24 protein-coding genes are annotated in these 22,903 nt (G+C 62.3%); 12 read left to right on the plus strand and 12 right to left on the minus strand.

What is annotated here, in order from left to right:
- Positions 1-17 precede the first annotated feature (17 nt).
- On the plus strand, positions 18-992 hold the full coding sequence (locus tag AC6CH8_RS10435; RefSeq protein WP_091464110.1) for an acyl-CoA thioesterase: 975 nt from the start codon (positions 18-20) through the stop codon (positions 990-992).
- A gap of 37 nt (positions 993-1,029) precedes the next feature.
- Here the strand turns inward: AC6CH8_RS10435 and AC6CH8_RS10440 are convergent, their stop codons facing one another.
- The 5 genes from AC6CH8_RS10440 to AC6CH8_RS10460 form a co-directional block, all read right to left on the minus strand.
- On the minus strand, positions 1,030-1,767 hold the full coding sequence (locus AC6CH8_RS10440) for a VOC family protein (RefSeq protein WP_498190375.1): 738 nt from the start codon (positions 1,765-1,767) through the stop codon (positions 1,030-1,032).
- Positions 1,768-1,863: 96 nt separating this feature from the next.
- Positions 1,864-2,520, minus strand: coding sequence for a GntR family transcriptional regulator (locus tag AC6CH8_RS10445; RefSeq protein ID WP_091464115.1), 657 nt, complete (start codon positions 2,518-2,520; stop codon positions 1,864-1,866).
- A 111-nt stretch (positions 2,521-2,631) separates the two neighbouring features.
- A complete protein-coding gene (locus AC6CH8_RS10450; RefSeq protein WP_498190377.1) occupies positions 2,632-3,669 on the minus strand; it encodes a transketolase family protein in 1,038 nt (345 codons plus the stop codon).
- Positions 3,666-4,556 (minus strand): transketolase, encoded by an 891-nt coding sequence (locus AC6CH8_RS10455; RefSeq protein WP_498190379.1) that lies wholly within the window; start codon positions 4,554-4,556, stop codon positions 3,666-3,668. The genes AC6CH8_RS10450 and AC6CH8_RS10455 overlap by 4 nt, the downstream gene beginning before the upstream one ends.
- Before the next feature lie 62 nt (positions 4,557-4,618).
- On the minus strand, positions 4,619-5,956 hold the full coding sequence (locus tag AC6CH8_RS10460; protein WP_498190381.1) for an MFS transporter: 1,338 nt from the start codon (positions 5,954-5,956) through the stop codon (positions 4,619-4,621).
- A 204-nt stretch (positions 5,957-6,160) separates the two neighbouring features.
- Between AC6CH8_RS10460 and AC6CH8_RS10465 the strand changes: the two genes are divergently transcribed.
- The 6 genes from AC6CH8_RS10465 (at position 6,161) to AC6CH8_RS10490 (ending at position 11,195) form a co-directional block, all read left to right on the plus strand.
- Positions 6,161-7,003 (plus strand): sugar phosphate isomerase/epimerase family protein, encoded by an 843-nt coding sequence (locus AC6CH8_RS10465; protein WP_498190383.1) that lies wholly within the window; start codon positions 6,161-6,163, stop codon positions 7,001-7,003.
- A 29-nt stretch (positions 7,004-7,032) separates the two neighbouring features.
- Positions 7,033-7,806: an SDR family NAD(P)-dependent oxidoreductase gene (locus AC6CH8_RS10470; RefSeq protein ID WP_420179476.1), complete on the plus strand. Its 774-nt coding sequence runs from the start codon at positions 7,033-7,035 to the stop codon at positions 7,804-7,806.
- Between the two features lie 39 nt (positions 7,807-7,845).
- Positions 7,846-9,588: a dihydroxyacetone kinase family protein gene (locus AC6CH8_RS10475; protein WP_498190385.1), complete on the plus strand. Its 1,743-nt coding sequence runs from the start codon at positions 7,846-7,848 to the stop codon at positions 9,586-9,588.
- Positions 9,589-9,598: 10 nt separating this feature from the next.
- A complete protein-coding gene (locus AC6CH8_RS10480; protein WP_091464134.1) occupies positions 9,599-10,057 on the plus strand; it encodes a ribose-5-phosphate isomerase in 459 nt (152 codons plus the stop codon).
- An 86-nt stretch (positions 10,058-10,143) separates the two neighbouring features.
- On the plus strand, positions 10,144-10,524 hold the full coding sequence (locus AC6CH8_RS10485; RefSeq protein ID WP_429330891.1) for a DUF1304 family protein: 381 nt from the start codon (positions 10,144-10,146) through the stop codon (positions 10,522-10,524).
- Positions 10,525-10,637: 113 nt separating this feature from the next.
- On the plus strand, positions 10,638-11,195 hold the full coding sequence (locus AC6CH8_RS10490) for a P-loop nucleotide/nucleoside kinase family protein (protein ID WP_498190388.1): 558 nt from the start codon (positions 10,638-10,640) through the stop codon (positions 11,193-11,195).
- Positions 11,196-11,875: 680 nt separating this feature from the next.
- Here AC6CH8_RS10490 and dnaB read toward each other — a convergent pair.
- Positions 11,876-13,264 carry a replicative DNA helicase gene (dnaB, locus tag AC6CH8_RS10495; protein ID WP_017197290.1) on the minus strand — a complete coding sequence of 463 codons (1,389 nt, stop codon included), beginning with the start codon at positions 13,262-13,264 and terminating at the stop codon, positions 11,876-11,878.
- A gap of 588 nt (positions 13,265-13,852) precedes the next feature.
- On the opposite strand from dnaB, the gene AC6CH8_RS10500 reads away from it, so the two are divergent.
- Positions 13,853-14,320: a hypothetical protein gene (locus AC6CH8_RS10500; RefSeq protein WP_091464138.1), complete on the plus strand. Its 468-nt coding sequence runs from the start codon at positions 13,853-13,855 to the stop codon at positions 14,318-14,320.
- Positions 14,321-14,327: 7 nt separating this feature from the next.
- Positions 14,328-14,903 carry a hypothetical protein gene (locus AC6CH8_RS10505; protein ID WP_091464140.1) on the plus strand — a complete coding sequence of 192 codons (576 nt, stop codon included), beginning with the start codon at positions 14,328-14,330 and terminating at the stop codon, positions 14,901-14,903.
- A 3-nt stretch (positions 14,904-14,906) separates the two neighbouring features.
- Here AC6CH8_RS10505 and AC6CH8_RS10510 read toward each other — a convergent pair whose 3' ends face one another.
- The 6 genes from AC6CH8_RS10510 to AC6CH8_RS10535 form a co-directional block, all read right to left on the minus strand.
- On the minus strand, positions 14,907-15,263 hold the full coding sequence (locus AC6CH8_RS10510) for a TFIIB-type zinc ribbon-containing protein (RefSeq protein ID WP_420179481.1): 357 nt from the start codon (positions 15,261-15,263) through the stop codon (positions 14,907-14,909).
- A gap of 109 nt (positions 15,264-15,372) precedes the next feature.
- Positions 15,373-15,702, minus strand: a complete 330-nt coding sequence (locus AC6CH8_RS10515) for a hypothetical protein (protein WP_498190391.1) — start codon at positions 15,700-15,702, stop codon at positions 15,373-15,375.
- A 119-nt stretch (positions 15,703-15,821) separates the two neighbouring features.
- Entirely contained in the window at positions 15,822-16,448 is a 627-nt protein-coding gene (locus AC6CH8_RS10520) for an FMN reductase (RefSeq protein WP_498190542.1), read from the minus strand.
- Positions 16,449-16,548: 100 nt separating this feature from the next.
- Entirely contained in the window at positions 16,549-17,499 is a 951-nt protein-coding gene (locus AC6CH8_RS10525; RefSeq protein WP_498190393.1) for an alpha/beta hydrolase, read from the minus strand.
- Between the two features lie 53 nt (positions 17,500-17,552).
- The gene (locus AC6CH8_RS10530) at positions 17,553-18,455 is read right to left on the minus strand and encodes an alpha/beta hydrolase (RefSeq protein WP_498190395.1); all 903 of its coding nucleotides are present in this window, start codon (positions 18,453-18,455) and stop codon (positions 17,553-17,555) included.
- A 236-nt stretch (positions 18,456-18,691) separates the two neighbouring features.
- Positions 18,692-18,964 (minus strand): hypothetical protein, encoded by a 273-nt coding sequence (locus AC6CH8_RS10535; RefSeq protein WP_498190397.1) that lies wholly within the window; start codon positions 18,962-18,964, stop codon positions 18,692-18,694.
- Positions 18,965-19,101: 137 nt separating this feature from the next.
- On the opposite strand from AC6CH8_RS10535, the gene AC6CH8_RS10540 reads away from it, so the two are divergent.
- The 3 genes from AC6CH8_RS10540 to AC6CH8_RS10550 are packed head-to-tail and all read left to right on the plus strand — an operon-like array spanning position 19,102 to position 22,815.
- Positions 19,102-20,541 (plus strand): GntP family permease, encoded by a 1,440-nt coding sequence (locus AC6CH8_RS10540; RefSeq protein ID WP_498190399.1) that lies wholly within the window; start codon positions 19,102-19,104, stop codon positions 20,539-20,541.
- A gap of 43 nt (positions 20,542-20,584) precedes the next feature.
- Positions 20,585-21,835, plus strand: a complete 1,251-nt coding sequence (locus AC6CH8_RS10545) for a CaiB/BaiF CoA transferase family protein (protein ID WP_498190401.1) — start codon at positions 20,585-20,587, stop codon at positions 21,833-21,835.
- The gene (locus AC6CH8_RS10550) at positions 21,832-22,815 is read left to right on the plus strand and encodes a hydroxymethylglutaryl-CoA lyase-like TIM-barrel protein (RefSeq protein WP_498190402.1); all 984 of its coding nucleotides are present in this window, start codon (positions 21,832-21,834) and stop codon (positions 22,813-22,815) included. The genes AC6CH8_RS10545 and AC6CH8_RS10550 overlap by 4 nt, the downstream gene beginning before the upstream one ends.
- Positions 22,816-22,903: the final 88 nt, after the last annotated feature.

The following is a 22,903-nucleotide window of genomic DNA, read 5'->3' on the forward strand; positions in this document are numbered from 1 at the left end:
ACAGTAAGATTCCAAGCATGAGCGATGACGCCGCCAATTCAGTGACCCTCCGTTTCCTCGCGGCTCCCATGGACGTAGGCCACAGCGGGTCAGTCGACGCCGGCACCGTCCTTGAGTGGGTGGATAAGGCCGCGTACGCAGCAGCAGTTGGCTGGTCTAAGTCGTACTGCGTCACGGCGTACGTGGGCAACATCCACTTCACGGATCCCGTGAACAGTGGCGACATGGTGGAAGTGACCTCCACCATCGTCTACACCGGCCGCTCCTCGATGCACATCCACACGGTGGTCAGCTCCCGCGATCCCAAGGGCGGGCCGGAGACAATGCATAGCCAGTGCATGGTGATTTTCGTAGCGGTGGGACCCGATGGCAAGCCAATTCCTGTCCCCCAGTTTGAGCCGTCCACGCCCCAAGAGGTCGAGCAGCGCGACCACGCCTTGGCGCGCATCGAGGTCCGCGAGCAGATCGTCAACGCGATGAACGCCCAGGACTACACCGACGCCGGAACCGCCGAGCGTGTTGTCCTGCGGTTTATGGCGTCCCCCACTGACGTCAACTGGGGCGGCAAGGTCCACGGTGGCATCGTGATGAAGTGGATCGACGAAGCAGCGTACGTTTGCGCCTCCCGATACTGCGGCAAGGACACCGTGGCTGTGTTCTCCGGAGGCGTCCGTTTCTACCGGCCCCTGCTGATTGGCCACGTCGTCGAGGTAGAGGCGCGGCTCGTCTACACCGGCGCCAAGGGCATGCACATTGCGGTCCACGTACGCTCCGGCGATCCCAAGACCCGCGAAATGAACCTGACCACGTACTGCCTCACGGTGATGGTGGCGCGCGATGAAACAGGGACTGCTGTACCGATTCCTTCCTGGGTTCCAGTATCCGAGGAGGACAAGAAGCTGCACGCCCACGCCCGTGAACTCTTGGAAATCCGTGGGCGGGCACCGGGAAACCGGCTCCCGGATCACCTGTTGAAGGCGTCAGGCAGCTAACGGCCTCTTGGTGCGGACGTGGTTACGAGCTATATTGTCAGCCCGGTGTCAGGACGCAGAACTCGTTGCCTTCGGGGTCTGTGAGGCAACGCCACGGCACATCGCCCTGGCCGATGTCGATGTTTGCCGCGCCCAGTGTATGTAGCCGGACCACTTCAGCGTCTTGATCATCACCGGGATACGGCATCAGGTCGAGATGGATACGGTTCGGCAGCGCGTCGGGGTCTGGCGTGCGCAGCAACTCCAGATATGGCCCGACCCCCTCGGACGAACGCAGCCTCGCGTGGTCATCGTTCACTTCGTGCAGAGTCCAATCCATCGCCTCACTCCAGAAGTCGGCCATGGCCCGCGGATCGGTGCAGTTGACCACCACCGTGGCGATGGGTCCTGTGTCCTGGTAGATCGGCCGGGGTTCCAGAACGCAGAACAGGTTCCCCTCGGGATCCGCCAAGACCGTCCAGGGCACATCTCCCTGGCCTACATCGGCCGGTGTAGCGCCGAGCTCTTTGAGCCGCGCCACCAGCTCCTTTTGATGAGCTGCGGAAGTGGTAGCGAGATCGAGGTGCGCGCGATATTTCACCGTCTCCGGATCCGAAACTGTCACAACGTCAACGCAGACAGCTGAGGGGTCCGGCCAAGTGAAACCCAGGGGTTCAACGTTGGTCACACCGGGTCCCTCACTGGAAACATCCCACCCGAGGGCTTCCGCCCAAAACTGCCCGAGAGCTGAGTCATCCCGCGCTTTGAAATTCACCTGAACAAGTCTCAACGCCATGACGCCTTACCCTATACCCCTGCCTGATTCCAGCAACACCGCTGCAGCGTCGTTGCCCAAACAATGTGAAAGCGGCTAACCAACGCAATTGGGGAACTAGCCGACCAGGTTCTCCGCCGCACTGTCCATGTGCGCGATGATCGTTTCCCGTGCTTTCGCCGCATTTCCAGTCTCGATGGCAGCAACAATGTCGTGATGCCTGCCCACGCTCATATTCCGGGTGGCGCGTTCCAATCCGGCGAACATGATGGACATCCGGATGGAGCCCTCCAGGGATTCCCAGGAGTGCAGCAACGTTTCGTTTCCGGACAGGCGGCAGAGCGTGCGGTGGAACTCAAGGTCGGATTCGATCCGCTCCTGCAGTGAGGACTTGGCGGCTTTGTCCATATTGTCGACGGCGGCACGCAGTTCTGCGAGCGCGGCTTCCTTGTCCGGCATGTCACTGAGGGTCCTGGCGGCCAACGATTCCAAAACGCCGCGAACAGCGAAGATATCCCTGATTTCCTTGACGTCCAGGTGCCGCACGGACATGCGGCCGCGTGCTCCGGCGGAGATCAGACCTTCCTGTTCCAGCTGGCGCAGGGCTTCCCGAAGGGTGCCGCGGCTGATTTGGAGCATCTCGGAAAGCTCGGTTTCCACGAGGTGTCGCCCGGGCTCGAGTTCGCCACTGGTGATCGCGGTCCGCAGTGCTGCGAGTGCCTGTTCGCGCAGGCTCTTCTTCTCAAGTCCCAGCAGGGATGCGGTGACGGCCATGGTGTGTCCTCGGTTCAATGGGCGACTGCTAACAGTCCGATGTTAACTGTCGATACTACGGGCAGCGGGGCGGGACGGGCAGTCATGTCCGTCCCGCCCAGCGAGGAAAGCTCAGCCAAGCTCCGCAAGCACCTTCGCAACGATCCGGTCCACGGACAATCCGTATCGTTCGTGCAGCGTGGGCAACGCACCGGCGTCGAGGAACTGGTCGGGAAGCGCGATGGGCACCACGCGCTTGCCGAGACCAGCGGTGACGACGGCGGAGGCAACAGTTTCGAACAGACCGCCAACAACCGTGTGGTTTTCCAAGGTGACGGCCAGCCGGTCGGTGTTCAGCTCTGCCAGTACGGTGGCGGAGTCGAAGGGCTTGATGGTGGGCGTGTGCACCACGGCGACATCCACTTTGTGCTTCGCCAGCGCATCTGCCGCCTGCAAAGCACGCATGGTCATCAGGCCGGAGGAAACGAAGACAACATCGTTGCCACCGCGCAGGACCTTGGCCTTGCCCAGCTCAAACGTGTAGTCGTACTCGTCCAGGACGGTGGGCACGTTACCGCGCAGCAAGCGCAGGTATGTTGGCCCATCGGAGGCCGCAAGTTGCGGAACGGCCTGCTCGATGTCGACGGAGTCGCAGGGATCCACGATGGTGAGGTTGGGCATGCCGCGGAAGATCGCCATGTCCTCGGTGGCCTGGTGGCTCGGTCCGTACCCGGTGGTGAGGCCGGGTAGCCCGCCGATGATATTGACGTTGAGGTTCGGCTCGGCGATGTCCAGGCACAGGAAGTCATACGCACGCCGTGCCGCGAACACCGAGTAGGTGGAAGCGAATGGGATCAGGCCGGTTTCGGCCATGCCTGCAGCGGCGCCGAAGAGGAGCTGCTCGGCCATGCCCATCTGGAAGAACCGCTCCGGGAAGGCCTTAGCGAAGATGTGCATGTCCGTGTACTTACCAAGATCCGCGGTCAGACCCACGATCCGAGAGTCGGCTTCGGCGGCCTTGACCAGCGCATGCCCGAACGGGGCGGAAGTGGTCTTCTGGCCGGGATCGGCGAAGGATGCGATCATGGCCGAGGTCTTCAGCTTCGGTTTAGCCGTCGAGGCGGCGACCGATGAAGCAGCGGCACCGGCCGCCGTCGTAATTGTGCTCATGCTGAAGCCGTCCCTTCGTATCCTGCGGTCAACTGTTCGCGGCAGATCTGCCACTCGTTTTCTTCGATGCGCATGAAGTGCGCTTTCTCGCGGGTCTCCAAGAGCGGCACGCCGCGACCTACCTTGGTGTCACAGAGGATGACCGAGGGCCGCCCGATCGGCGCCGCCAGGGCAGCGATGTTGTCGAACGCTCCCAGCAGCGCACGCACGTCGTTCCCGTCCACGCGCTGGGTGTACCAGCCGAACGATTCCCACTTTTCGGTGACCGGTTCGGTGCGGAGCACTGTTTCCGTGGCCCCGTCTGCTTGGAGGGCGTTGATGTCCACCATGGCGGTCAGATTTCCGAGCTGGTGGTGGTGTGCACCCATGGCGGCTTCCCAGGTGGAACCCTCATCCAACTCACCGTCGGACAGAAAGTTGATCACCCTTGACGTTGAGCTCTGAAGACGCAGGCCCAAAGCCATTCCGACGGCAACCGTCAGGCCGTGCCCCAGCGAACCGCCTGAGATTTCCATGCCCGGGGTGTAAGTGGACATACCCGACATCGGCAGGCGGGAATCATCGGAGCCGTACGTTTCGAGCTCGGCCACCGGAACGATTCCAGCTTCGGCCAGCGCTGCATAGTGACCAATGGCGTAGTGCCCGGTGGAAAGAAGGAAGCGGTCACGTCCTTCCCAGTGCGGATCTTCGGCGCGGTACGTCAGCTGATCGGCGTAGACGGCGGCTAACATATCGGCCGCACCGAGGGCCTGGCCGACATAGCCCTGCCCTTGGACTTCGCCCATATTCAGCGCGTGATGACGGATGCGGTAGGCGGCGGCGCGGATGCGGTCCACACGCTCGGGCGTAGGAGTGGCCACTGCCACTTCGACTGAAGAGAGAGTCATTGGTTTCCTTCCGGAGTCGGGCGCGTGCTGATGGGGAGAACACGCCCGACGTCGATGGCTGCTTAGGCGTTTACCGTCTGGGGAGTTTTGCTGGCGGCTTCTTCAGCGAGAGCACGCTCGCGCTTTCCCCAGGTTTCCCGGGTAATCAGTGCCGCCCACAGGCCGATGGCTGCGTAGATGCTGAACAGCAGGGCCGGCCCCATCCATCCCATGCTGACGAACAGCAGGGTGGTGATGAAGGGGGTGAAGCCGGAGACCATGGCGGAGATCTGGTAGGACAGCGAGGCGCCGGAGGAGCGGGTCTTGGCCTGGAAGAGTTCCGGGAACCAGGCACCCTGGGCGCCGGCAAGGGAGTTCTGGCAGACAGCGTAGGCGATGACGATGGTTGCGATGATCAGGAGGAAAAGGCCGGTGTTGACCAGCATGAACATCGGGATGCCGAACACAACTGCGAACGCTGTGGACCAGATGTAAACAGGACGGCGACCAACGCGGTCCGTCAGTTTGCCCCAGAAGTACGTTGCGAAGATACCGATGCCGGCCGCGATGCAGAGCGCCACCAAAGTTTCGGTCTTGTCGGCCAGGTTGTTGGTGTGCAGGTAGGAGATCATGTACGTCACGGACACGGCGTAGCCGGCAGTTTCAGCGATGCGGAGGCCGATGCCGCGGACGATGTTGCGCCAGTCGGTCTTGATGACCTCGACGATGGGGGACTTCACGATGTCGCCCTTGGCCTTCACGTCCTCGAATACCGGGGACTCGGGAACCTTGGAGCGGATGATCAAGCCGACAGCCACAAGGACAATGCTCGCGAGGAACGGCACTCGCCAGGCCCACTCACTGCCGAGGCCCACGCTGCTGAGGAAGACAAGGTTGGCGAGCAGTAGGCCCACCGGGAAGCCGGCCTGCACGATGCCCGTGAACTGGCCCTTTTTCCGCCACGGTGCGTGCTCGTAGCTCATCAGGATGGCACCGCCCCATTCAGCACCGAAGGCCAGGCCTTGAATGATGCGGACGAGAACCAGCAGTGCGGGAGCCAGGAGGCCCACTTGCTGGTAGGTGGGCAACAGGCCGATGGCGAAGGTAGCAAGGCCCATCAAAATGAGCGATGCAACCAGGACCGGCTTGCGGCCGAGCTTGTCGCCGAGGTGGCCACCGATGATGCCACCCAGCGGACGGGCAGCGAAGCCGACGCCGAGGGTCGCGAAGGAGGCCAGGGTGCCCGTTACCGGGTCGGCACCCGGGAAGAACGCCGTACCGAAGTACAGTGCTGCGGCGGTGCCGAAACCGATGAAGTCGTAGGTTTCGATGACTGCGCCAACGCCGGAACCGACGGCGACGCGCTTTGCTTCCTTGGTTCCATGAACCGGACCACGCATGGTCAGAGCTTCATTGCTCATGTGTGTCTTTCCCTTTCAAGAGTGCGGTGCTTCTTCGGCAACCTCACTGTCGACAGTCAACATAATACGTCAACTGTGACCGACGACACCAGCAATGTCAACAGTCAACCTCGGAGGTTGACTGTTGACAGTCAACCTAGCTAACGTGGTCTCCATCACTAAGGTCCCTCTCTGGCGAGGGCCCCAATTTGAGGATCAACGACGATGTTTCATCAACGACTGGGCTGTTCGTCCATCAGCTTCCGCCACCAGGATCTGGCCACTGCCCTGCACACCATGCGTGGACTCGGTTTCGAGGAAATCGATCTCGGCGCGCTCCCCGGCGTCTGCGACCATGTGCCCTACGTACTGGACGCCGAGGCTGTGGAGGCGGTTGCCGCCGTCGTAAAGACCTCGGGAATGCGCGTCCGCTCAGTGAACGGCGACGTCGGCGACCTGAACGCAACGCTCGACGCCGGCGCTCAGGAAGCGCGCGAAGGGCACCTCGAGATGCTGCTCACCCTGGCCGCCAAGACCGGCGCGAGGGCGCTAGTCCTGCCGTGCGGGGCTATCGATCACGAGCCGCTGCGGAGCCTCGATGAGGACCTGGACCTCGTGGCCGCGCAACTGATGAGTGCCGATGGGCGCGCGGCGGAGTTCGGCGTGGAGCTGTGGACCGAATCCCTGCACTACTACCGGCTGTGCTGGAACACTGAGCGTGCACAGCTCCTCGCCGACCGCCTTGCCGGTTCCGACGTCGGAATCGTCATGGACTTCAGCCACATCGTCGCTTCCGGTGGCGACCCCGTGGACTTCGTGGACCGTTTCGCCGGCCGGATCAAGCACGTCCACCTGCGGGACGCCGTGGCGGCAACCGTCTACGAGCCAGGGAACATCAACCTCAGCATCGGCAACGGCGAGGCCGACTTCGCCGCCGGACTCGCAGCACTACGGAGCGTTGGCTACACCGGCCACTTCTCCCTGGAACTGGAAACCCGGGACGTTACCCACGACGAACGCCCCGCCGCCGCAGCCAAAGCGGCCAGCTATATCTCAGACCTCATCTAAACCTCGTTACCTCATATTCAAGGAGCACCATGACCACCATCCAGCGCACCGCCGTCCTCACCGGAGCTACCTCAGATCGCGGCATCGGCCTGACCACCGCCCGCCGCTACGCCAACCAGGGCTGGGGCATCGTCATCCTGGACCTCGACGGCGAGAAGTCCGCCAAGGTTGCCGCCGAGATCGCCAACGAATTCAACGTTCCGGCCTTCGGCTATGAGATCGACGTCGCCAACGAAGCCTCCGTCACCGCAGCCCACGCCGCAGTCGCCGCAGAAGTTGCCGCCGGAAACCTCCCGCCCGTGGGCGCCCTGGCCAACATCGCCGGCATCACCTCCCCCGTTCCTTTCCTGGAAACCACGCTTGAGCTGTGGCACAAGGTCATGGACGTCAACGCCACTGGCACCTATCTCGTCACCAAGGCGTTCCTGCCTGACATGATCGCCAACGGCTGGGGCCGCATCGTCAACATGTCCTCGGTCTCCGCGCAACGCGGCGGCGGCGTATTCGGCAAGGTTCCCTACTCCGCAGCCAAGGCCGCCATCCTCGGCTTCACCAAGGCACTCGCCCGCGAAATCGGCGAAACCGGCGTAACCGTCAACGCCATCACGCCCGGCGCCGTGGACACCAACATCCGCGTCGGCAGCACTGAAGAGCAGGAAGCCGCCATCAACGCCGGCATCCCCTTGGGCCGCAACGCCACCACGGAGGAAGTAGCCGCCGTCATCACGTTCCTCTCCTCCGAGGACTCCGCGTACCTCACCGGTACCACCATCGACATCAATGGCGGCAGCCACATCCACTAAGTCCCTCCCCCACCCCGAAATCCAGAACCAGGACCCACCTTGACAAGAATCTTCAACGATCCCGCCGACTTCGCGGACGAAGCCCTCGCCGGTTTCTGTGACGCCCACTCGGACCTCGTCCGCCAGGTTGAAGGAGGCGCTGTCCGCCGCAGCCGCCCGGCAACGCCGAAAGTCGCCGTCATCGCCGGTGGCGGCTCCGGGCACTACCCGGCCTTCGCCGGCATCATCGGGCCGGGCTTCGCTGACGGTGCCGTGGTGGGCAATATCTTCACCTCACCTTCCTCGCAGCAGGCCTATTCCGTGGCCAAGGCGGCCAATTCCGGAGCCGGCGTTGTGTTCACCTACGGCAACTACGCCGGGGACGTCATGAACTTCGGCATGGCCAGTGAGCGACTGAATGCCGAGGGAATCGCCACGGAGAACGTGCTTGTCACGGACGATATCGCCAGCGCCTCCCTCGATGAGATCGAGAAGCGCCGCGGCATTGCCGGTGACTTTGTGGTGTTCAAGGTCATGGGAGCAGCGGCCGAAGCCGGACTGGACCTGGACTCCGTGGTTCACTTGGGGCGCAAGGCGAATGAGTTTACGCGGACCATTGGCACAGCCTTCAGCGGCTGCACCTTCCCCGGCGCCGATCAGCCCTTGTTCCGCCTTCCCGAGGGACAGATGGGCCTAGGCCTTGGTATCCACGGCGAACCTGGACTGTTCGATACCGAGCTGCCGTCCGCCGTCGAGCTTGGGCAGGAACTGGTGCGCCGCGTGCTCGCCGAAACGCCAGTGGGCGCCTCCACCCGTCTCGCCGTGATCCTCAACGGTCTGGGTTCCACGAAGCACGAAGAACTGTTCGTCCTCTGGCGCACCGTGGCTCCGCTGCTCCGCGAAGCAGGCTATGCCTTGGTGATGCCGGAGGTGGGTGAGTTGGTGACCAGCCTGGACATGGCCGGCGCATCGCTGACGCTGACGTGGTTGGATGACGAGCTGGAACAGTACTGGACCGCTCCGGCGCTGACGCCGGCCTACCGCCGGGGTGCTGTCGGGTTCGACGTCGCTGCTTCTCACGCGTCTGAAGCTGAGCTGGACGCCGTTACCGCTGCCAACTACTCCTCCACAGACGAGTCCCGAGCTTATGCCTCACAGTGCCTTCAAGCTCTGGACACGACGGCGGCGCTCCTTCGCGATTGCGAAGCGATGCTGGGCGACATGGATGCGATTGCCGGCGACGGCGACCACGGCCGCGGCATGGTTCGTGGATCCGCGGCAGCCCTCGACGCCGCTACCGTTGCGTTCGAACGCGGCGCGGGTGCCGGCTCGCTGCTCGCAGCTGCCGGGGACGCGTGGGCAGACAAGGCAGGCGGAACGTCCGGCGTGCTGTGGGGCGCGGGACTGCGCGCCTTTGGCGAGCGGTTGGGAGATGCAGAGACCCCGACGCCGGATGTCCTCGCCCAGTCTGTTCGAGCCTTCGCGGACCGGATCTCGAACCTTGGAAAAGCCGAGATCGGCGACAAAACCATGATGGATGCGCTGCTGCCCTTTGCATCCTCATTTGAAGACCGCGTCCTGCCGGGCGCTGCTGCCGAGGACGCGTGGGCAGCCGCTGCATCGGACGCTACCGAGGCTGCTGCGTCGACCGCAGGGCTTCGTCCCCTCAAGGGACGCGCCAGGCCGTTGGCCGAGAAGAGCATAGGCACGCCGGATCCCGGCGCGACGTCGCTCGCCATGGTGTTTGCCGCCGTCGGGCCTCACTTCACCGCAATTCCCGTTCCCGCCGCAGCAAGCAATTAGGAGAATTTCCATGCGCATCATTGTGGGTGCCGATGAAGCCGGCGTCGACTACAAGAACCGAATCTTGGCCGACCTTGAGGCTGACTCCCGTATCACGGAGGTCATAGATATCGGCGTGAACCGTGCTGATGAAGACTTCACCAGGCCGTACCCCTACGTTGGCATCGCGGCAGGCGAAATGATCCGCGAGGGCAAAGCCGAGCGTGCCATCCTTTTCTGCGGCACAGGGATCGGCGTGGCCATCGCGGCCAACAAGGTCCCCGGGATCAGGGCCACAGCAGCACACGATTCGTTCTCCGTGGAACGCTCAATCCTGTCCAACGACTGCCAGGTCCTCACCATGGGACAGCGCGTTGTGGGCGTGGAGTTGGCCCGTCGCCTGGCCAGGGAGTGGATCGGCTACGCATTCGATCCCGCGTCCGGATCAGCGTCGAAGGTGAAGGTGCTCAGCGACTTTGAGGGCTGCTGAGAACCTCTTGAAGGGCGTTGCGTCGGCGGCGTATTCTCCACGAACAGGCAATTGGGTGTCCTGGCTTCCGTCTGGAGGATGCGCTCATGAATCTACTGAGTCAGGTTCTGGCCGGCGCTACTGCGCTGGCACTGATCAGCGTCGGCTTGATGGAGATCTTCCGGCACGGTGATCAGCGTCTGCACCGGATTTTTCTGATCGAACCTCAGGATGTTCGTGCCGTTCGCATGTGGGCAATGAACGTTGGCGCCTACAACGTAACCTTCGGGGTCGGCATGGCCGTGGGTTTGTGGATGGTGAATTTCGGCAACCCGGCAGGCGGGGCAGCTATCGTCCTTTTTTGCTGCGCGAGCCATGTATTTCTGGGTTTCTGGCTGTGGGTCACGGAAAAGCGCCTGCTTCTAAGCGCTATAGGGCAGGCACTCTTCCCAGGCCTTGCTGTGATTTTCTACTTGTTGCTCGGCTGAACCAGCCCAGCCGAACCAGCCTGTCGAAACCGAACACCCCAGCCCTCGCCCTCGGGTTGGCCTAGAGTGTCAGGCATGTCTACCACCACGTGCTTCAAGGGACAGGCCACTCGATGGCTGAACTGATCCTGCTGAACGGTCCGCCCGGCATTGGGAAATCGACGCTCGCCAAAATGTACGCGGATGGCCATCCCGGTGTCCTCAACCTGGACGTCGATAAGGTTCGCTGCATGATCGGAGGCTGGGAGGAGGACTTCCAAGCTGCCGGGAACCTGGTGCGTCCCATAGCCCTCAGCATGGCCACTACGCATCTGACGGCTGGGCACACCGTGATCATGCCGCAGTATCTCGACTCCGGGGATGAAGTCTTGTTGTTCCGCAGTGTTGCGGAAGAGGCCGGCGCCGGCTTCAGGGAAATTGTTCTGATGGACAGCCGCGAGGCCTCTGTTGAGAGGTTCTACTCACGCAAGGACGGCCAGGATCCCTGGCACGCCCGCGTTACCGCCATTGTGGAACAAGGTGGAGGTTCGCAGCTTTTGGAGTCGATGTACGAGGACCTCGCCATCGGCCTTAATGCCCGTTCAACTGCCACCACAATTACCAGCCGTAGAGGTGAAATTGAGGAGACCTACGAGAGCCTGGTGGAGGCCCTGGACCTGACCGCTCAATAGGGACACCAAAGAGGGCTCTACCGTGGATCGGCTACGCGTTCGATCTTTCATCAGGTTCGGCCGCGAAAGTGAAGGTGCTCAGCGGCTTCGAAGGCTGCTGAGTCGTCGGTGCAATCGGGATCGGCACTAGTACGCTACGTCCCTCACAGCAGTAGTCCGAACCTTCCCTTTGCGGTAGGCTCAATGTTGCAAAGGGCATTAGCCCTGAGAAGTGGGCCTGGCAGTCTTCCGGATGGTATGACGAGCCGGGCCTGCGTTGTTTAACGTTCGCAAAAAATGATCTCCTGGACTAACGGGGACTGCTGTAGCGAATCGTCGCTCTCGAGGACCAGCTTCCTCGCTCCGCCGGCCACTAAGTCATCCAGCAAGCGCTGCAGGCACAAGGGCCTGGCTTCCTTGTCCGGCATGTTTCGAGCAATGTACAGCCTTGTTGATCGGCCTAGCCGGGCAGCGCCATTGAGAAATGAGTTTCTGGAGCTATCGCTTTCGCTTTTGAAATGGACTCTTCGTTGTCCTGGCCGGCGAAGGGCCAAGATCGACCGCCGAACGCCGGCCAGGTCCGCCGGCGCTATGACCGAGGCGGCCACGTAATAAGCCCTGGACTTGGACTCGTCGACGAAAACGTGTGCGCCGAACGGGATCAGGGTATTCATGCCCTGAGCCCTAGGCCACGCAGTCGGCTAGAAGCCGCCACCACCGGCACCTGTTTCGCCAGCCATGTTGGCAAAGCGTGAGTAGTGGCCCTGGAAGGCAACCACTATGTCCTTGGTGGGACCGTTACGGTGCTTAGCGATGAGGATGTCTGCCTCCCCGGCGCGGGGCGATTCCTTGTCGTAGACATCTTCGCGGTGCAGCAGGATGACCATGTCGGCGTCCTGCTCGATGGAGCCGGATTCACGGAGGTCGGACACCATGGGGCGCTTGTCCTGGCGCTGCTCGGAACCACGGTTCAGCTGTGACAGTGCGATGACGGGAACCTGCAGCTCCTTGGCAAGCAGCTTGAGGGCGCGGGAGAACTCGGAGACTTCCTGCTGGCGGGATTCAACTTTTTTACCGGAGCTCATGAGCTGGAGGTAGTCGAGGATCACGAGTTTGAGGTCGTGCTGCTGCTTCAAGCGGCGGCACTTGGCACGGATTTCCATGAGGGACATGTTGGGGCTGTCGTCAATAAACAGCGGAGCATCGTTCATGCGGCCCATGGTGGTGGCGATTTTGGACCACTGCTCGTCCTTGATGGTGCCCTTGCGCAGATCCTGCAGGCCAATGGTCGCTTCTGCGGAGAGAAGACGCATGGCGATCTCGTTCCGGCCCATTTCCAGGGAGAACATAACCGTGGCCAGGTTGTTCTTGATGGCCGCAGATCGGGCAAAGTCCAGCGCGAACGTGGACTTACCCACCGCAGGACGGGCCGCGATAACAATCATCTGGCCGGGGTGGAGTCCGTGCGTCAGCTCGTCCAGCTCGTAGAAGCCGGTAGGAACGCCCGTCATGCCTTCGCCGCGGTGGCCAGACGCTTCAATCTCATCCACAGTGGACTCCATGACGTCCTTCAACGCCACGTAGTCCTCGGCAGTCCGCTTCTCAGCTACCGCGTACACCTCGGCCTGGGCCTGGTTGACGAGGTCTTCCACTTCGCCGTCCTGCCCGTAGCCCATCTGGACGATCTTGGTGCCGGCGTTGACCAAGCGGCGCAGCACTGCGCGTTCCGCAACGATCTCGGCATAATAGCCGGCGTTGGCCGCGGTGGGGACAGTCTGGATGAGCTCGTGGAGGTAGGCCGGACCGCCGATCCGGTTGATCTCACCACGTTTGGTCAGTTCATCTGAGACGGTGACGGCATCGGCAGGTTCGCCACGGCCGTAGAGATCAATAATGGACTCGTAGATGGTCTCGTGTGCTGGACGGTAGAAGTCGTGCCCACGGACGATTTCGACTACGTCGGCGATGGCGTCCTTGGAGAGCATCATGCCGCCGAGCACCGACTGTTCAGCAGGGATGTCCTGCGGAGGTTTCCGGCTCGAGTCCGAAGCGCGTGAGCCCTCGATTGAGTCCAAGTGCGTAACTGACAAAGCCGTCCTCCATTTGTGTACCGCTGCAGGGTGTACTTCCTGGCGGCCCGTAAAGCGCAGTGTGGCTACAAGGTCCGCCTGGTGCATTCCACGATGTCAGGCAGGTCCGACAGAATAGCCATATCCACAGGTTATCCACAGTTGGTTCCGTGGACCCGTCACAAGCAGTGACTTTATGGGAGTCCGAGAAACCCAGCGCGGGATATTCATGCCCAAAATGGACACTTCAGACACGTTACAGCAGGCGCCGGATACCCCCTGTGGAAAACCTGTGGAATACAAGCTCCACGTTGTGCACAGACTGTGCGTTACCCTGTGGATAGAGAAATTCTTTTACGGGAAAATAGCCTCTGACCTGCGGAAACACTCTTCACAAGCTGTGGACCCAAGAAAGATTTGGGCGGAACTAATCCACAGAGGCCACATCCCGCTGGGTCATCCGCACGCGAAAAATCATGCTAAACATGCCGAAATTGTGATGCATCTTACAGATAGGGCCTTAATTTGACACATCTCTCTCAGAAGCCTATGCCGGAAGTGGAATGTGCTGTGGATAACCAACTTCTGGCATAAGCTCTAAGCATGGGGATGAACATTGGTGACGTACTGACGATTGTCCTTCCGCTTCTTGTCCTGGTGGGCCTGCTGTGGGCACTCACCGCGGCCTTCAAACCACGCGACACAGGCCTCTCGGACGCCGAGAAGTATCAGCGGGAACTAGCGGCACGTTCCGCTGCGCACCAAGCGTCCCAAGTGCAGGAAGCGCTGGCCCTCCGCGCTCGAATCGAAGCCACTACCAAGCCGAGCCAGAACGTGGCCAGCCAAAGGGAACAGGCCGAGAACGCCAGGACCCCCATCCAAGCCCAGACAGGGCGCCCAGGTGGCCAAACGGGACATCAGCCCGCCGTACTTCCCAATGGTCAGCTGAACCCGCAACTCGCCTTCGAGCTACAGAACCTGGTCCGGAGCGGGAAAAAGATCGAGGCCATCAAAGTCCTGCGCCAAGCCACCCACTCAGATTTACTTACCGCCAAGAACTACGTAGATCGGCTCTGACAACGCCATGGATTCCATCCTCATCCCGCTCCTGATCCTCATTGCGGTCATTGCGGGCGTGCTCCTGCTTATTCGCTCCTTCACCAAGCGCTCGACTGAAAGCAAGGCCAGCATCGCAGCGGCGAATGCACCCAAGGACCCACTGGAGCTGGCACAGGAGTCCGCGGCCAAACTCAACCAGGAGCAGCACCGACAGCTTTACTCGCTCATTGCCCAAGGACAGGGCATGGCGGCGATCAAGCTTTACCTCCAGGCGACTGGAGAGGGCCTACGGGCCTCGCGCAACGCCGTCGGCGCTCTCGCGGCGCACCCCCAGCCGTTCACGCCAGAGGCCACTCCCAAAGACTTGCTTGCCGATGACGACGACGAACCCGAGCGCTTCCCCTACAGGTACAGGGCGATCGTCAGCAAAGGCGATGTCACCCGGGAAGTGAGCAGCAACATGCTCAACGATGAGATCTACGGACGAATCCGGACGCTGGCAAAAAGCGGTGACGTTGAGGGCGCGGCTCTTGCTTTGACGCGCCACTCAGACATCAACATCAAGCAGGCCCGCGAGTTCATCGAGCTCTTGGACGACTAAATACTAGAAGTCGAACAGGTCGCCCAGGAAGCCTTCCTTCTTCTTGCGCTTGCGGCCGTACTGGTCGCGATCGTAGCCGTCGCGGCGATCGTTGTCCCTCCGGTCGTAGTCGCGCCTGTCCCTATCGTCGTACCGCGGCTGTTGAGGCCGCGACTCAAAGGGATTGTAGATGGGTGGCGGCGCGATAGGAGGCTGGGACGGCGCGGCGGTGGGCCGGGCCGGAGCTGGGATGGTTTCCGCCGCGACGCGATCAATGATCTTGTCCAGCTCCCCACGATCCAGCCACACACCCCTGCACTGCGGGCAGTAGTCGATCTCCACGCCGCTTCGTTCGCTCATCACCAGGTCAATGGAATCCACAGGACACTTCATGTTTGCCCCAACGATCGAACGATCAAAATAGTTCGTGCCAAGTAAGGCCCGGCTGATGAACGGGTTGGCGCAGGAGTGCACCCTCCCCGTTCCCACATCAAAAGTTGCCCCGGACCGCATTCCTGTCTTGATTGAGGTGATACCGCGCCCGGAGGAGAAAGCTGCGCAGCGCCTCTGTTTCCGACTCGGTGCGAAGGGTGGTGAAGTCCATGATCCCAGCGCGCTCATCGGTGTCCCACACTCGCCAGCCCGTGCCATCGCGATCGATCCACGTCGACCTTTCTGCGCGGCCGGTCGGACCGAACCAATTCGCGGTCGCCACGCGACGGGCGGCGAGGTAAGTCGATATCCTCGCCACGGTCAGGGTTTCGCCGTCCGCCAGCAACTCGTCCAGGTCGTGCAGGTCGTGCAGGTCTCGATTGTGCATGATCCCATTATTCTTCGGTATGCTGTCGGGTCCGTTCATCCCCCAGCATCAAAGGCGTGCGATCAACGACCCAGGCTTGGTAGAGCGGATAGATTTCCACTACCCCCCCAAAGTAAGGGCTACCGGCCTGCTGAGATCCCGGCAAGCAGCTGTTCGAACGGCAGCGACTCGAGCGAGTTGTTCTTGCGGCGCGGCTGCTGCCCGCTCAACAGCTGCACGAGTTCACCCGCGGCCCGGTCTACGCGCACCGAGAGGGGCGAGGCGCCGTCGTCGGTGTTTCCCCAGTCCTGGGGCCCTGCGAAGACGCCGGTAGCCGCGATCCTGGTGCGCAAGTAGCTGAACAGGGGACGCATTGCGTAGTCGAGGACCATCTGGTGGCGGTCGGTGCCGCCCGTAGCGCCAAGCACCACAGCCTTGCCTTCCAACGACTTCGGGTCCAGGACATCGATGAAGGACTTGAACAGACCGCTGTAGGACGCACTGAATACTGGGCTGACCGCGATGATGGCGTCGGAATCCTCGACGCCGGCAATCACGTCCGCGAGGCGCGGTGCGGCATAGCCGGTGACGAAGTTGTTGGCGATGTCCACCGCGAGATCGCGCAGTTCAACAACGTCAATCTTCGCGTCGTACCCTGCCGCGCGCAGTTGCCGCTCAGCGGAGGCGGCCAGCTGGTCGGCCAGCAAGCGGCTCGACGACGGGACGCCGAGTCCGGCGGAAAGTACGGTGATGCGGCGGGTTTCCATGGCATTCTCCTGTTGCTCGTTCATCCAGCTTACATGCGTTTGCATCTAAATCAATGAACAGGGCCGCGCTCCGAAGTATTCCCGGAAGGCCCTGGCGCCCCTAGACCCGAGCCAGGAACGACGCCGTGGCTGCGGCGATCTGCCCTTGAGCCACGTCACGGCCGACAGTGGGTTCGCCGTCGCCGGGCTGCGGTCCATAGTTCCCGAAAAACGCATGATTGCCACCTTGGATCTCGACGAACGTGGCATTCAATGGCAGCAAGTTGCGGGAAGCGTCGATCTTAGCTGGCGTACTCAGTCCGTCTTCGGACCCCGAGATGGAAAGGACCTGCAGCCCCGCGCGGTCGCGCATCGAGTCCAACGGGTAGGAGGCGTAGAGGAGCAAACCGTCAACGTCCGGATTGCCCAACGCGAAGGTGCTCGCGCTGACTCCGCCGAGCGAATGACCCCCAACAGCCCACGAGGAGATTTCAGGGTGGTCAGTCATGACCCCGCGGGCCTGATTTCCGCCCAGCAGGCTAAGGTTCAGAGGCGTCTTGAGGATCACCACGAGGGCCCCGGCACCCACTGCCGGCTTAAGGATGTCCGCATACGCGCGCGCTTCAACGCGGGCACCCGGATAGAAGATCAGCCCCTCGGTGGCAGACGCCCCATCCGGAGTCATGGTGATGGCCGTCGGCGACTCCGTCATGGAGCTCGCCGATCCGGCTTCAGCCCCAACGCCGGCTTGGCATGCGAAGGGATTCAGCCACACCAGCATGGCCACGAGGCCCAGAACGCCGACGCGGCCTAGCCACGCTCCAACCGCCCTCACAACCGAACGCTTACGGAGCGCGTCGCGGCGGCGGCGCCACAGCAGGACACCCCAAAGAGCTCCGACGACGGCGGCCGTCACCAACAGTGCAGGCAGGAGCGGATGACCACGCAGCACCGCAGGATTGCCGATCAGCATCCACGCCGGAACAAGGACCAAAACCCCGGCGCATACGGCCGAAGCCCAGAAGAGAACGGACTGGCGCGCGGCGGGAAGGGCCTCAGAGGAGGAAGTCATACAGCAATAATAGTTCCATCATGGAGATACTTTGAATTACCCTGCCTTGCGCATTACTGCCTCGGGGCGTGCGTGGAGAGGAAGTCGAATGTCTTGTCTCGCGCCTCGCGCGCCTCGTCGAAGTTCAGGTGGAACTGGTACTCGTGCGGCAGTTCAGGCTCGTGCGTAGCCGGCCAGAAGAGCTCGGTCACCGGGACTCCCGCGTCCTTCAGCCGGTTGCTGTAGGGAACAGACTGAAGCCAGGTGAGCCCGTCGCCGTTGCCGCCGCTGATGAACGTCGGCGGGAAGTCGTCGGTTACGAAGTCGATGGTGGACATGGTCGCGCCCGCGTAGGTAGCGGACCAATCCTTCGTGCCCGTGTATGCCCACAAGGACGTCTTGAAACCCCAGGCGACGATTCCGCTGAGGTCGGCCATAGCCCGTAGATCATAGACGCCACAATGCAGGATGGTGGCCGCCAGCTCCGACTTCTGTAGCGCAGGTTGGATTCCCATCAGGTTGGCGTACTCCGGATTAACGGTGAGCGTGGTCATCTGGCTGGCAAGCTGCGCACCGGCAGAGTCGCCAGCCAGGACGATGCGGCTGGTGTCCACATTCAGCTCGGCGGCATGGGCCTTGATATAGGCAAGGGCTTCGTTGATGTCGCCCACAGCCGTGGGATAGGTGGCCTCGGGGGCAATTGGATAACTCATGCCAATGGTGGTGTAGCCCTCGGCCGCAATGATCTGGAGATAGGGATTCACGTCGCGCTGGGCCCCGGAAATCCAGGCGCCTCCGTGAATCCACACCACAGTTGGAAGTGGGGCTGTGGTGCCCGCAGGGCTGAAGACATCGAAGGTGGAACCTGGCTTGTACACGACACCAGGTTGGGTTTGGAGTGGTGTATCCGGAACGTACGGCGTCATTTCGTCAATCGTTGCCTGCGCCCCGCGTTCAAAAACACTTCGTATCAGCATTGCCGAAGGCCATGGCGTAGCCGAAAGTGCCAGGGCGACGAGCAGCACCAGCAAAATCGCCAACTCGAGTTTTCGTTGCCGCGTAGACCGCTTCCGCTGGGTCTTCGAGGGCAGTCCCTTTCGGGCTGGCCCACTCTGCCTCGTGCTCGCTTGAATTGATTCCAACGGCCCCATCACACACTCCCCCGGTCGGCGCATCTGAGGACCATGCTAAGGCTGAAGGGCGTCCCCGAGGGTCAGGACAGCGGCCGCGCCGCCTGCAGCAGGACCCCTTCGCCGCCGTCGAACGGGTGGGTTTTGGCCCAACCCACGACGCCGACCCCTCCTCCCGCATTCGCGTCACCTTGCGCTTCGGCGACGACGACGAGACGTGCGGGGTCCGCGACCGCGGCACCGATACTCGCGGCGAACCGCGCGGCGTCAGCGAGTGTCGTTCGCCCGGCTTCCAGATCCGCAGCGAGGATGCCACGTGCGTCGACGGGGCGGGCGGGCCGGATCACGAAGGTCATGTCCTTGAGTCTAGTTTCCGAAAAGGCTTGCATTATGAGTTCAAACTCATAATATGGGATTAGAGATGTGGCCTGCCTCACGATGCCCGCATCAGATTCAGCCTTCAAAGTGGAAGGCCCAACGATCGGATTTCCCCATGTCAGACATTGCTGTTCTGATCAACACAGCTGTGGCGGTCCTGGCCGCTGTCCTGTTGATCGTCCGCTTCCGGGTCAACCCGGTGATTTCCCTGATCCTCGCGTCCGTTTACCTTGGCCTGGCCGTGGGCCTCGGCGTTGAGGAAACCGTCAAAACCATCACCGGCGGTTTCGGCGAAATTATGGTGGACGTCGGTCTGCTCATCGCTTTCGGCGTCCTGATGGGCTCCATCCTCAATCAGAGCGGCGCGATCCGCAGGCTCGTGGAGCACCTCCTCAAAACGTTCGGCCCCAAGCGCCTCCCCTACACCATGGGCCTGGCCATCGGAACGGTTCTGCAGTCGATCTTCCTCGACGTGTTGCTGGTCATTTCGGCTCCGCTTGCCCGCAAGTTGGCACCGAAAATCGGCAAGCTCGGCACGGCACGAATGGCTACGGCCATGGCTATTGCGCTGGAATGCGGAATCGTTTTCACCGTTCCCGGCGTCGCCTCTCTCGCGCTGGCCGGTCTCCTGAATGTGCCGCTCGGCAAGATGCTGCTCTTCGGCTTGCTCCTTGTGATCCCTACGATCATCATCTCGATTGCCATCATGACGTTCCTGTTCCGTCGCGGTTTTTGGAATGAGGCCAAGGACGAGGACCACACGTTCGTGGCTGAGGAGGACAGCGAAGGCGAGGAACCCGCGGACAATGGCCTGGCATTGGCGCCGACCACCAACAACGAACGTGGCACCACGGCATCAAGCGCCCAGCCTGCCGGCGCAAGTGTCGCCGTCGTCGAACGCGAGCGCAAAGAAGCCCCGCTGCTCCTGCTGTTCGCGCCGCTGCTGACGTCCCTGCTCCTCATTGGTGCCGGGGCCATCCTGGAGATCTTCGAGATTCAGCTCCCTTGGCTGCAGCTCCTCGGTGAGCCCGTGATTGCCCTGCTGATCGGCCTTATCGGCACCTGCTTGGTGACCCGCGCGGCTATAGGACAGAAAAAAGTTGAGGAGGCCATCGCGGTCGGTTTCAAGGAAAGCGGTCAGATCCTGATCCTCACCGGTGTGGGCGGATCGCTGGCCGCAACGGTCGCAGCTGCTGGTCTGGGTGACATTCTGGGTGGATTCTTCTCCGCGAGCGCGGTGGCCCCGCTGCTGGTGGTCTGGGCAATCGCTGCAGTGCTGCACATCGCCGTCGGGTCCGTTACTTTGTCTGCCATCACGGCGGCCGGCCTGCTTGCGCCCATCGCTCCAGCCATTGGTCTTGATCCTGTACTGCTGGCCCTGGCGGCAGGTGCGGGATCGCTCTTCATGGTTCACGTCACCAGCAACACGTTCTGGCTCCTGCAGTCACTTTTGGGCCAGAGTGTGAGGGGTGCACTCAAATCGGTCACGGTGGGAGTGTCCGTAGCCTCCGTGGTGGCGATCCTCCTGATCCTGCCCATGAGCCTGCTGTTCTGACCGGCCCCGCTTACCGCCTACCCACCACGCACGAAAGAAGACCATGACACACCAAACAATCGCCCCTCTGGACGGCGTCCGGGTCCTGGAACTCGGTAACTACATCGCCGCGCCCACGGCCGGGAGGCTGCTGGCCGACTTCGGAGCTGAGGTCATCAAAGTGGAGCGGCCCGGTACCGGCGACGAACTGCGCAACTGGCGCCTGCACAAGGGCAACACCTCCATGCTCTACCGCACGCTGAACCGCAACAAAAAGTCCGTGGTCCTGGATCTGCGCACAGAGGCAGGCAAGCAGGCTGTGCTGGAACTGGTGGCCAAGTGCGACATCCTGCTGGAGAACTTCCGCCCCGGCACCTTGGAAAAGTGGGGCTTGGGCCCGGAGGTCCTCAATAAAGCCAATCCGGACCTGATCGTCACCCGCATTTCTGCCTTCGGGCAGACCGGGCCACTGTCCGAGCGGCCAGGTTTCGCCGCCGTCGCCGAAGCATATGGCGGGTTCCGCAACCTGGTGGGCGACCCCGACCGAGCGCCGGTGCGTGTGGGCGTCTCCATCGGGGACTCGATCGCGGGCCTGTACGCCGCCTTCGGCTCCATGATGAGCCTGTACCAGCGTGAAGCCCGACGCCGGGACTCGGCCGGCGCGGTTCCGCTCACCGAGCGCATCATCGACGTCGCGCTGAATGAGGCCATGTTTTCCATGATGGAATCGCTGATCCCGGACTATCAGGCCTACGGCGTGGACCGTCAGCGTGTTGGTGGCCGGATGGAAGGCATCGCACCTTCCAACGCGTACGTGTGCAAGGACGGTGCGAGCATCGTGGTTGCCGGCAACGGTGACTCGATTTACCAGCGCTACATGCAGACAATCGGCCGCCCGGACCTCGCAGAGGACCCTTCCCTGCAAACGAATGCCGGGCGCTGGGCAAAACGCGAAGAACTGGATCAGGCAATCGGCGAGTGGGCAGCGACCCTTTCAGGAGCTGACGCCCTGGCAGCTCTCGAAGCCGCCGGTGTCCCCGCCGGCCCCATTTACACCGCGGCCGATATCAGCACAGACACCCAGTACGCCGCGCGCAACATGATCCAGAAATTCGACGTTTCCACAGGCGAGGAAGTCCTCCCCGGCGTCGGATTCCCGGGCATTGTTCCGGTGATCGGGGACCAGTCCCTGCCCATTCGGAACCTGGGCCCGGACCTGGGCGAAAACACGCAAGAAATCCTTGGCGGACTCCTGAACATGGATGCCGCACAGATCGATGCGGCTTCCGGCCGCGAGGAGGCCCTCCGACCATGAACCGCTTTGAAAGCCCCCTTGCCTCAATGCTGGGCAACGTTCTCTTGCGGGACGTCACCCTGCGCGACGGACTCCAGCTCACCGGCAAGCTCCTACCTGCGGAGCAGAAGATCGAGACCGTACGGGAACTGCTGCGACTGGGAGTGCCCGCGATCGAGCTGGGTTCCATGGCCCGCGCAGACCTGGTCCCCACCATGGCCAACACGCTGGAAGTGGTCCAAGCCCTCACCCCTGAGGAACTGGAAAAATGCTGGATTTGGGTGGCGACGCCGGGCCACGTTGCCAAGGCATCCGCCGCCGGAGCGCGGAACTTCCAGTACTGTTTGTCTGCCTCGGATTCGCACAATAGAGCGAACATCGGGCGGACTACGGACGAGAGCTTGGCTGCCTTGCCTGAGGCCGTCGAGTACGCGCGAGCTGTTGATGGCCAGATCCAACTGTGCATCGCCACGTCCTTCACTTGCCCGTTCGAGGGTTACGTTCCGGAGGAACGCATACTCTCCATCGCCAACGATCCCCGCGCCGAAGGCACCACGGACATCGTCATCTGCGACACCCTGGGCCAAGCAATACCCGCGCAGGTATCCCGGCTGATCACCCGGGTTCGGGACGAGTCCCCTTCCCGTCGGATCGTCTACCACGGCCACGACACCTGGGGACTGGGCGTGGCCAACACCCTCGCCGCGATCCAGGCCGGCGCTGCAATGGTGGACGGAGCCCTCGGTGGACTGGGCGGCTGCCCGTTCGCACCCGGCGCCAGCGGCAACACGTCCACCGAAGACATACTCTTCGCGACCCGTCCTGGGTGGCTCACTCCGGACGTCTTCGGCAAGCTGGTGGCGCTTTCGGAAAAGCTGCTGGCCGAACTGGGCGAACCGAACCGCTCCAAGGCAGCCCAGGGAGCTCGTTCCAAAGCTGAGGCCTTTGACTGGGTCATGCCAGTTTCCGCTAATCAGCCAGCCGCCGCTGGAGGCAACTGACCATGGGGCACCATTTTCTGGTCACCACGGCCATCCCGGAACCTGGACTGCAACTACTGTCCGACGCCGGTCAGTGGGCTGTCGGCAG

This window comes from Paenarthrobacter sp. GQ52 (assembly GCF_059759005.1).

Excerpts from the sequence above, each read along its gene's own strand:
- AC6CH8_RS10435 (WP_091464110.1), top strand. The coding sequence starts at position 18 with ATGAGCGATGACGCCGCCAATTCAGTGACCCTCCGTTTCCTCGCGGCT.
- AC6CH8_RS10440 (WP_498190375.1), bottom strand. The coding sequence starts at position 1,767 with ATGGCGTTGAGACTTGTTCAGGTGAATTTCAAAGCGCGGGATGACTCA.
- AC6CH8_RS10445 (WP_091464115.1), bottom strand. The coding sequence starts at position 2,520 with ATGGCCGTCACCGCATCCCTGCTGGGACTTGAGAAGAAGAGCCTGCGC.
- AC6CH8_RS10450 (WP_498190377.1), bottom strand. The coding sequence starts at position 3,669 with ATGAGCACAATTACGACGGCGGCCGGTGCCGCTGCTTCATCGGTCGCC.
- AC6CH8_RS10455 (WP_498190379.1), bottom strand. The coding sequence starts at position 4,556 with ATGACTCTCTCTTCAGTCGAAGTGGCAGTGGCCACTCCTACGCCCGAG.
- AC6CH8_RS10460 (WP_498190381.1), bottom strand. The coding sequence starts at position 5,956 with ATGAGCAATGAAGCTCTGACCATGCGTGGTCCGGTTCATGGAACCAAG.
- AC6CH8_RS10465 (WP_498190383.1), top strand. The coding sequence starts at position 6,161 with ATGTTTCATCAACGACTGGGCTGTTCGTCCATCAGCTTCCGCCACCAG.
- AC6CH8_RS10470 (WP_420179476.1), top strand. The coding sequence starts at position 7,033 with ATGACCACCATCCAGCGCACCGCCGTCCTCACCGGAGCTACCTCAGAT.
- AC6CH8_RS10480 (WP_091464134.1), top strand. The coding sequence starts at position 9,599 with ATGCGCATCATTGTGGGTGCCGATGAAGCCGGCGTCGACTACAAGAAC.
- AC6CH8_RS10485 (WP_429330891.1), top strand. The coding sequence starts at position 10,144 with ATGAATCTACTGAGTCAGGTTCTGGCCGGCGCTACTGCGCTGGCACTG.
- AC6CH8_RS10490 (WP_498190388.1), top strand. The coding sequence starts at position 10,638 with ATGGCTGAACTGATCCTGCTGAACGGTCCGCCCGGCATTGGGAAATCG.
- AC6CH8_RS10500 (WP_091464138.1), top strand. The coding sequence starts at position 13,853 with ATGAACATTGGTGACGTACTGACGATTGTCCTTCCGCTTCTTGTCCTG.
- AC6CH8_RS10505 (WP_091464140.1), top strand. The coding sequence starts at position 14,328 with ATGGATTCCATCCTCATCCCGCTCCTGATCCTCATTGCGGTCATTGCG.
- AC6CH8_RS10515 (WP_498190391.1), bottom strand. The coding sequence starts at position 15,702 with ATGCACAATCGAGACCTGCACGACCTGCACGACCTGGACGAGTTGCTG.
- AC6CH8_RS10520 (WP_498190542.1), bottom strand. The coding sequence starts at position 16,448 with ATGGAAACCCGCCGCATCACCGTACTTTCCGCCGGACTCGGCGTCCCG.
- AC6CH8_RS10525 (WP_498190393.1), bottom strand. The coding sequence starts at position 17,499 with ATGACTTCCTCCTCTGAGGCCCTTCCCGCCGCGCGCCAGTCCGTTCTC.
- AC6CH8_RS10530 (WP_498190395.1), bottom strand. The coding sequence starts at position 18,455 with ATGCTGATACGAAGTGTTTTTGAACGCGGGGCGCAGGCAACGATTGAC.
- AC6CH8_RS10535 (WP_498190397.1), bottom strand. The coding sequence starts at position 18,964 with ATGACCTTCGTGATCCGGCCCGCCCGCCCCGTCGACGCACGTGGCATC.
- AC6CH8_RS10540 (WP_498190399.1), top strand. The coding sequence starts at position 19,102 with ATGTCAGACATTGCTGTTCTGATCAACACAGCTGTGGCGGTCCTGGCC.
- AC6CH8_RS10545 (WP_498190401.1), top strand. The coding sequence starts at position 20,585 with ATGACACACCAAACAATCGCCCCTCTGGACGGCGTCCGGGTCCTGGAA.
- AC6CH8_RS10550 (WP_498190402.1), top strand. The coding sequence starts at position 21,832 with ATGAACCGCTTTGAAAGCCCCCTTGCCTCAATGCTGGGCAACGTTCTC.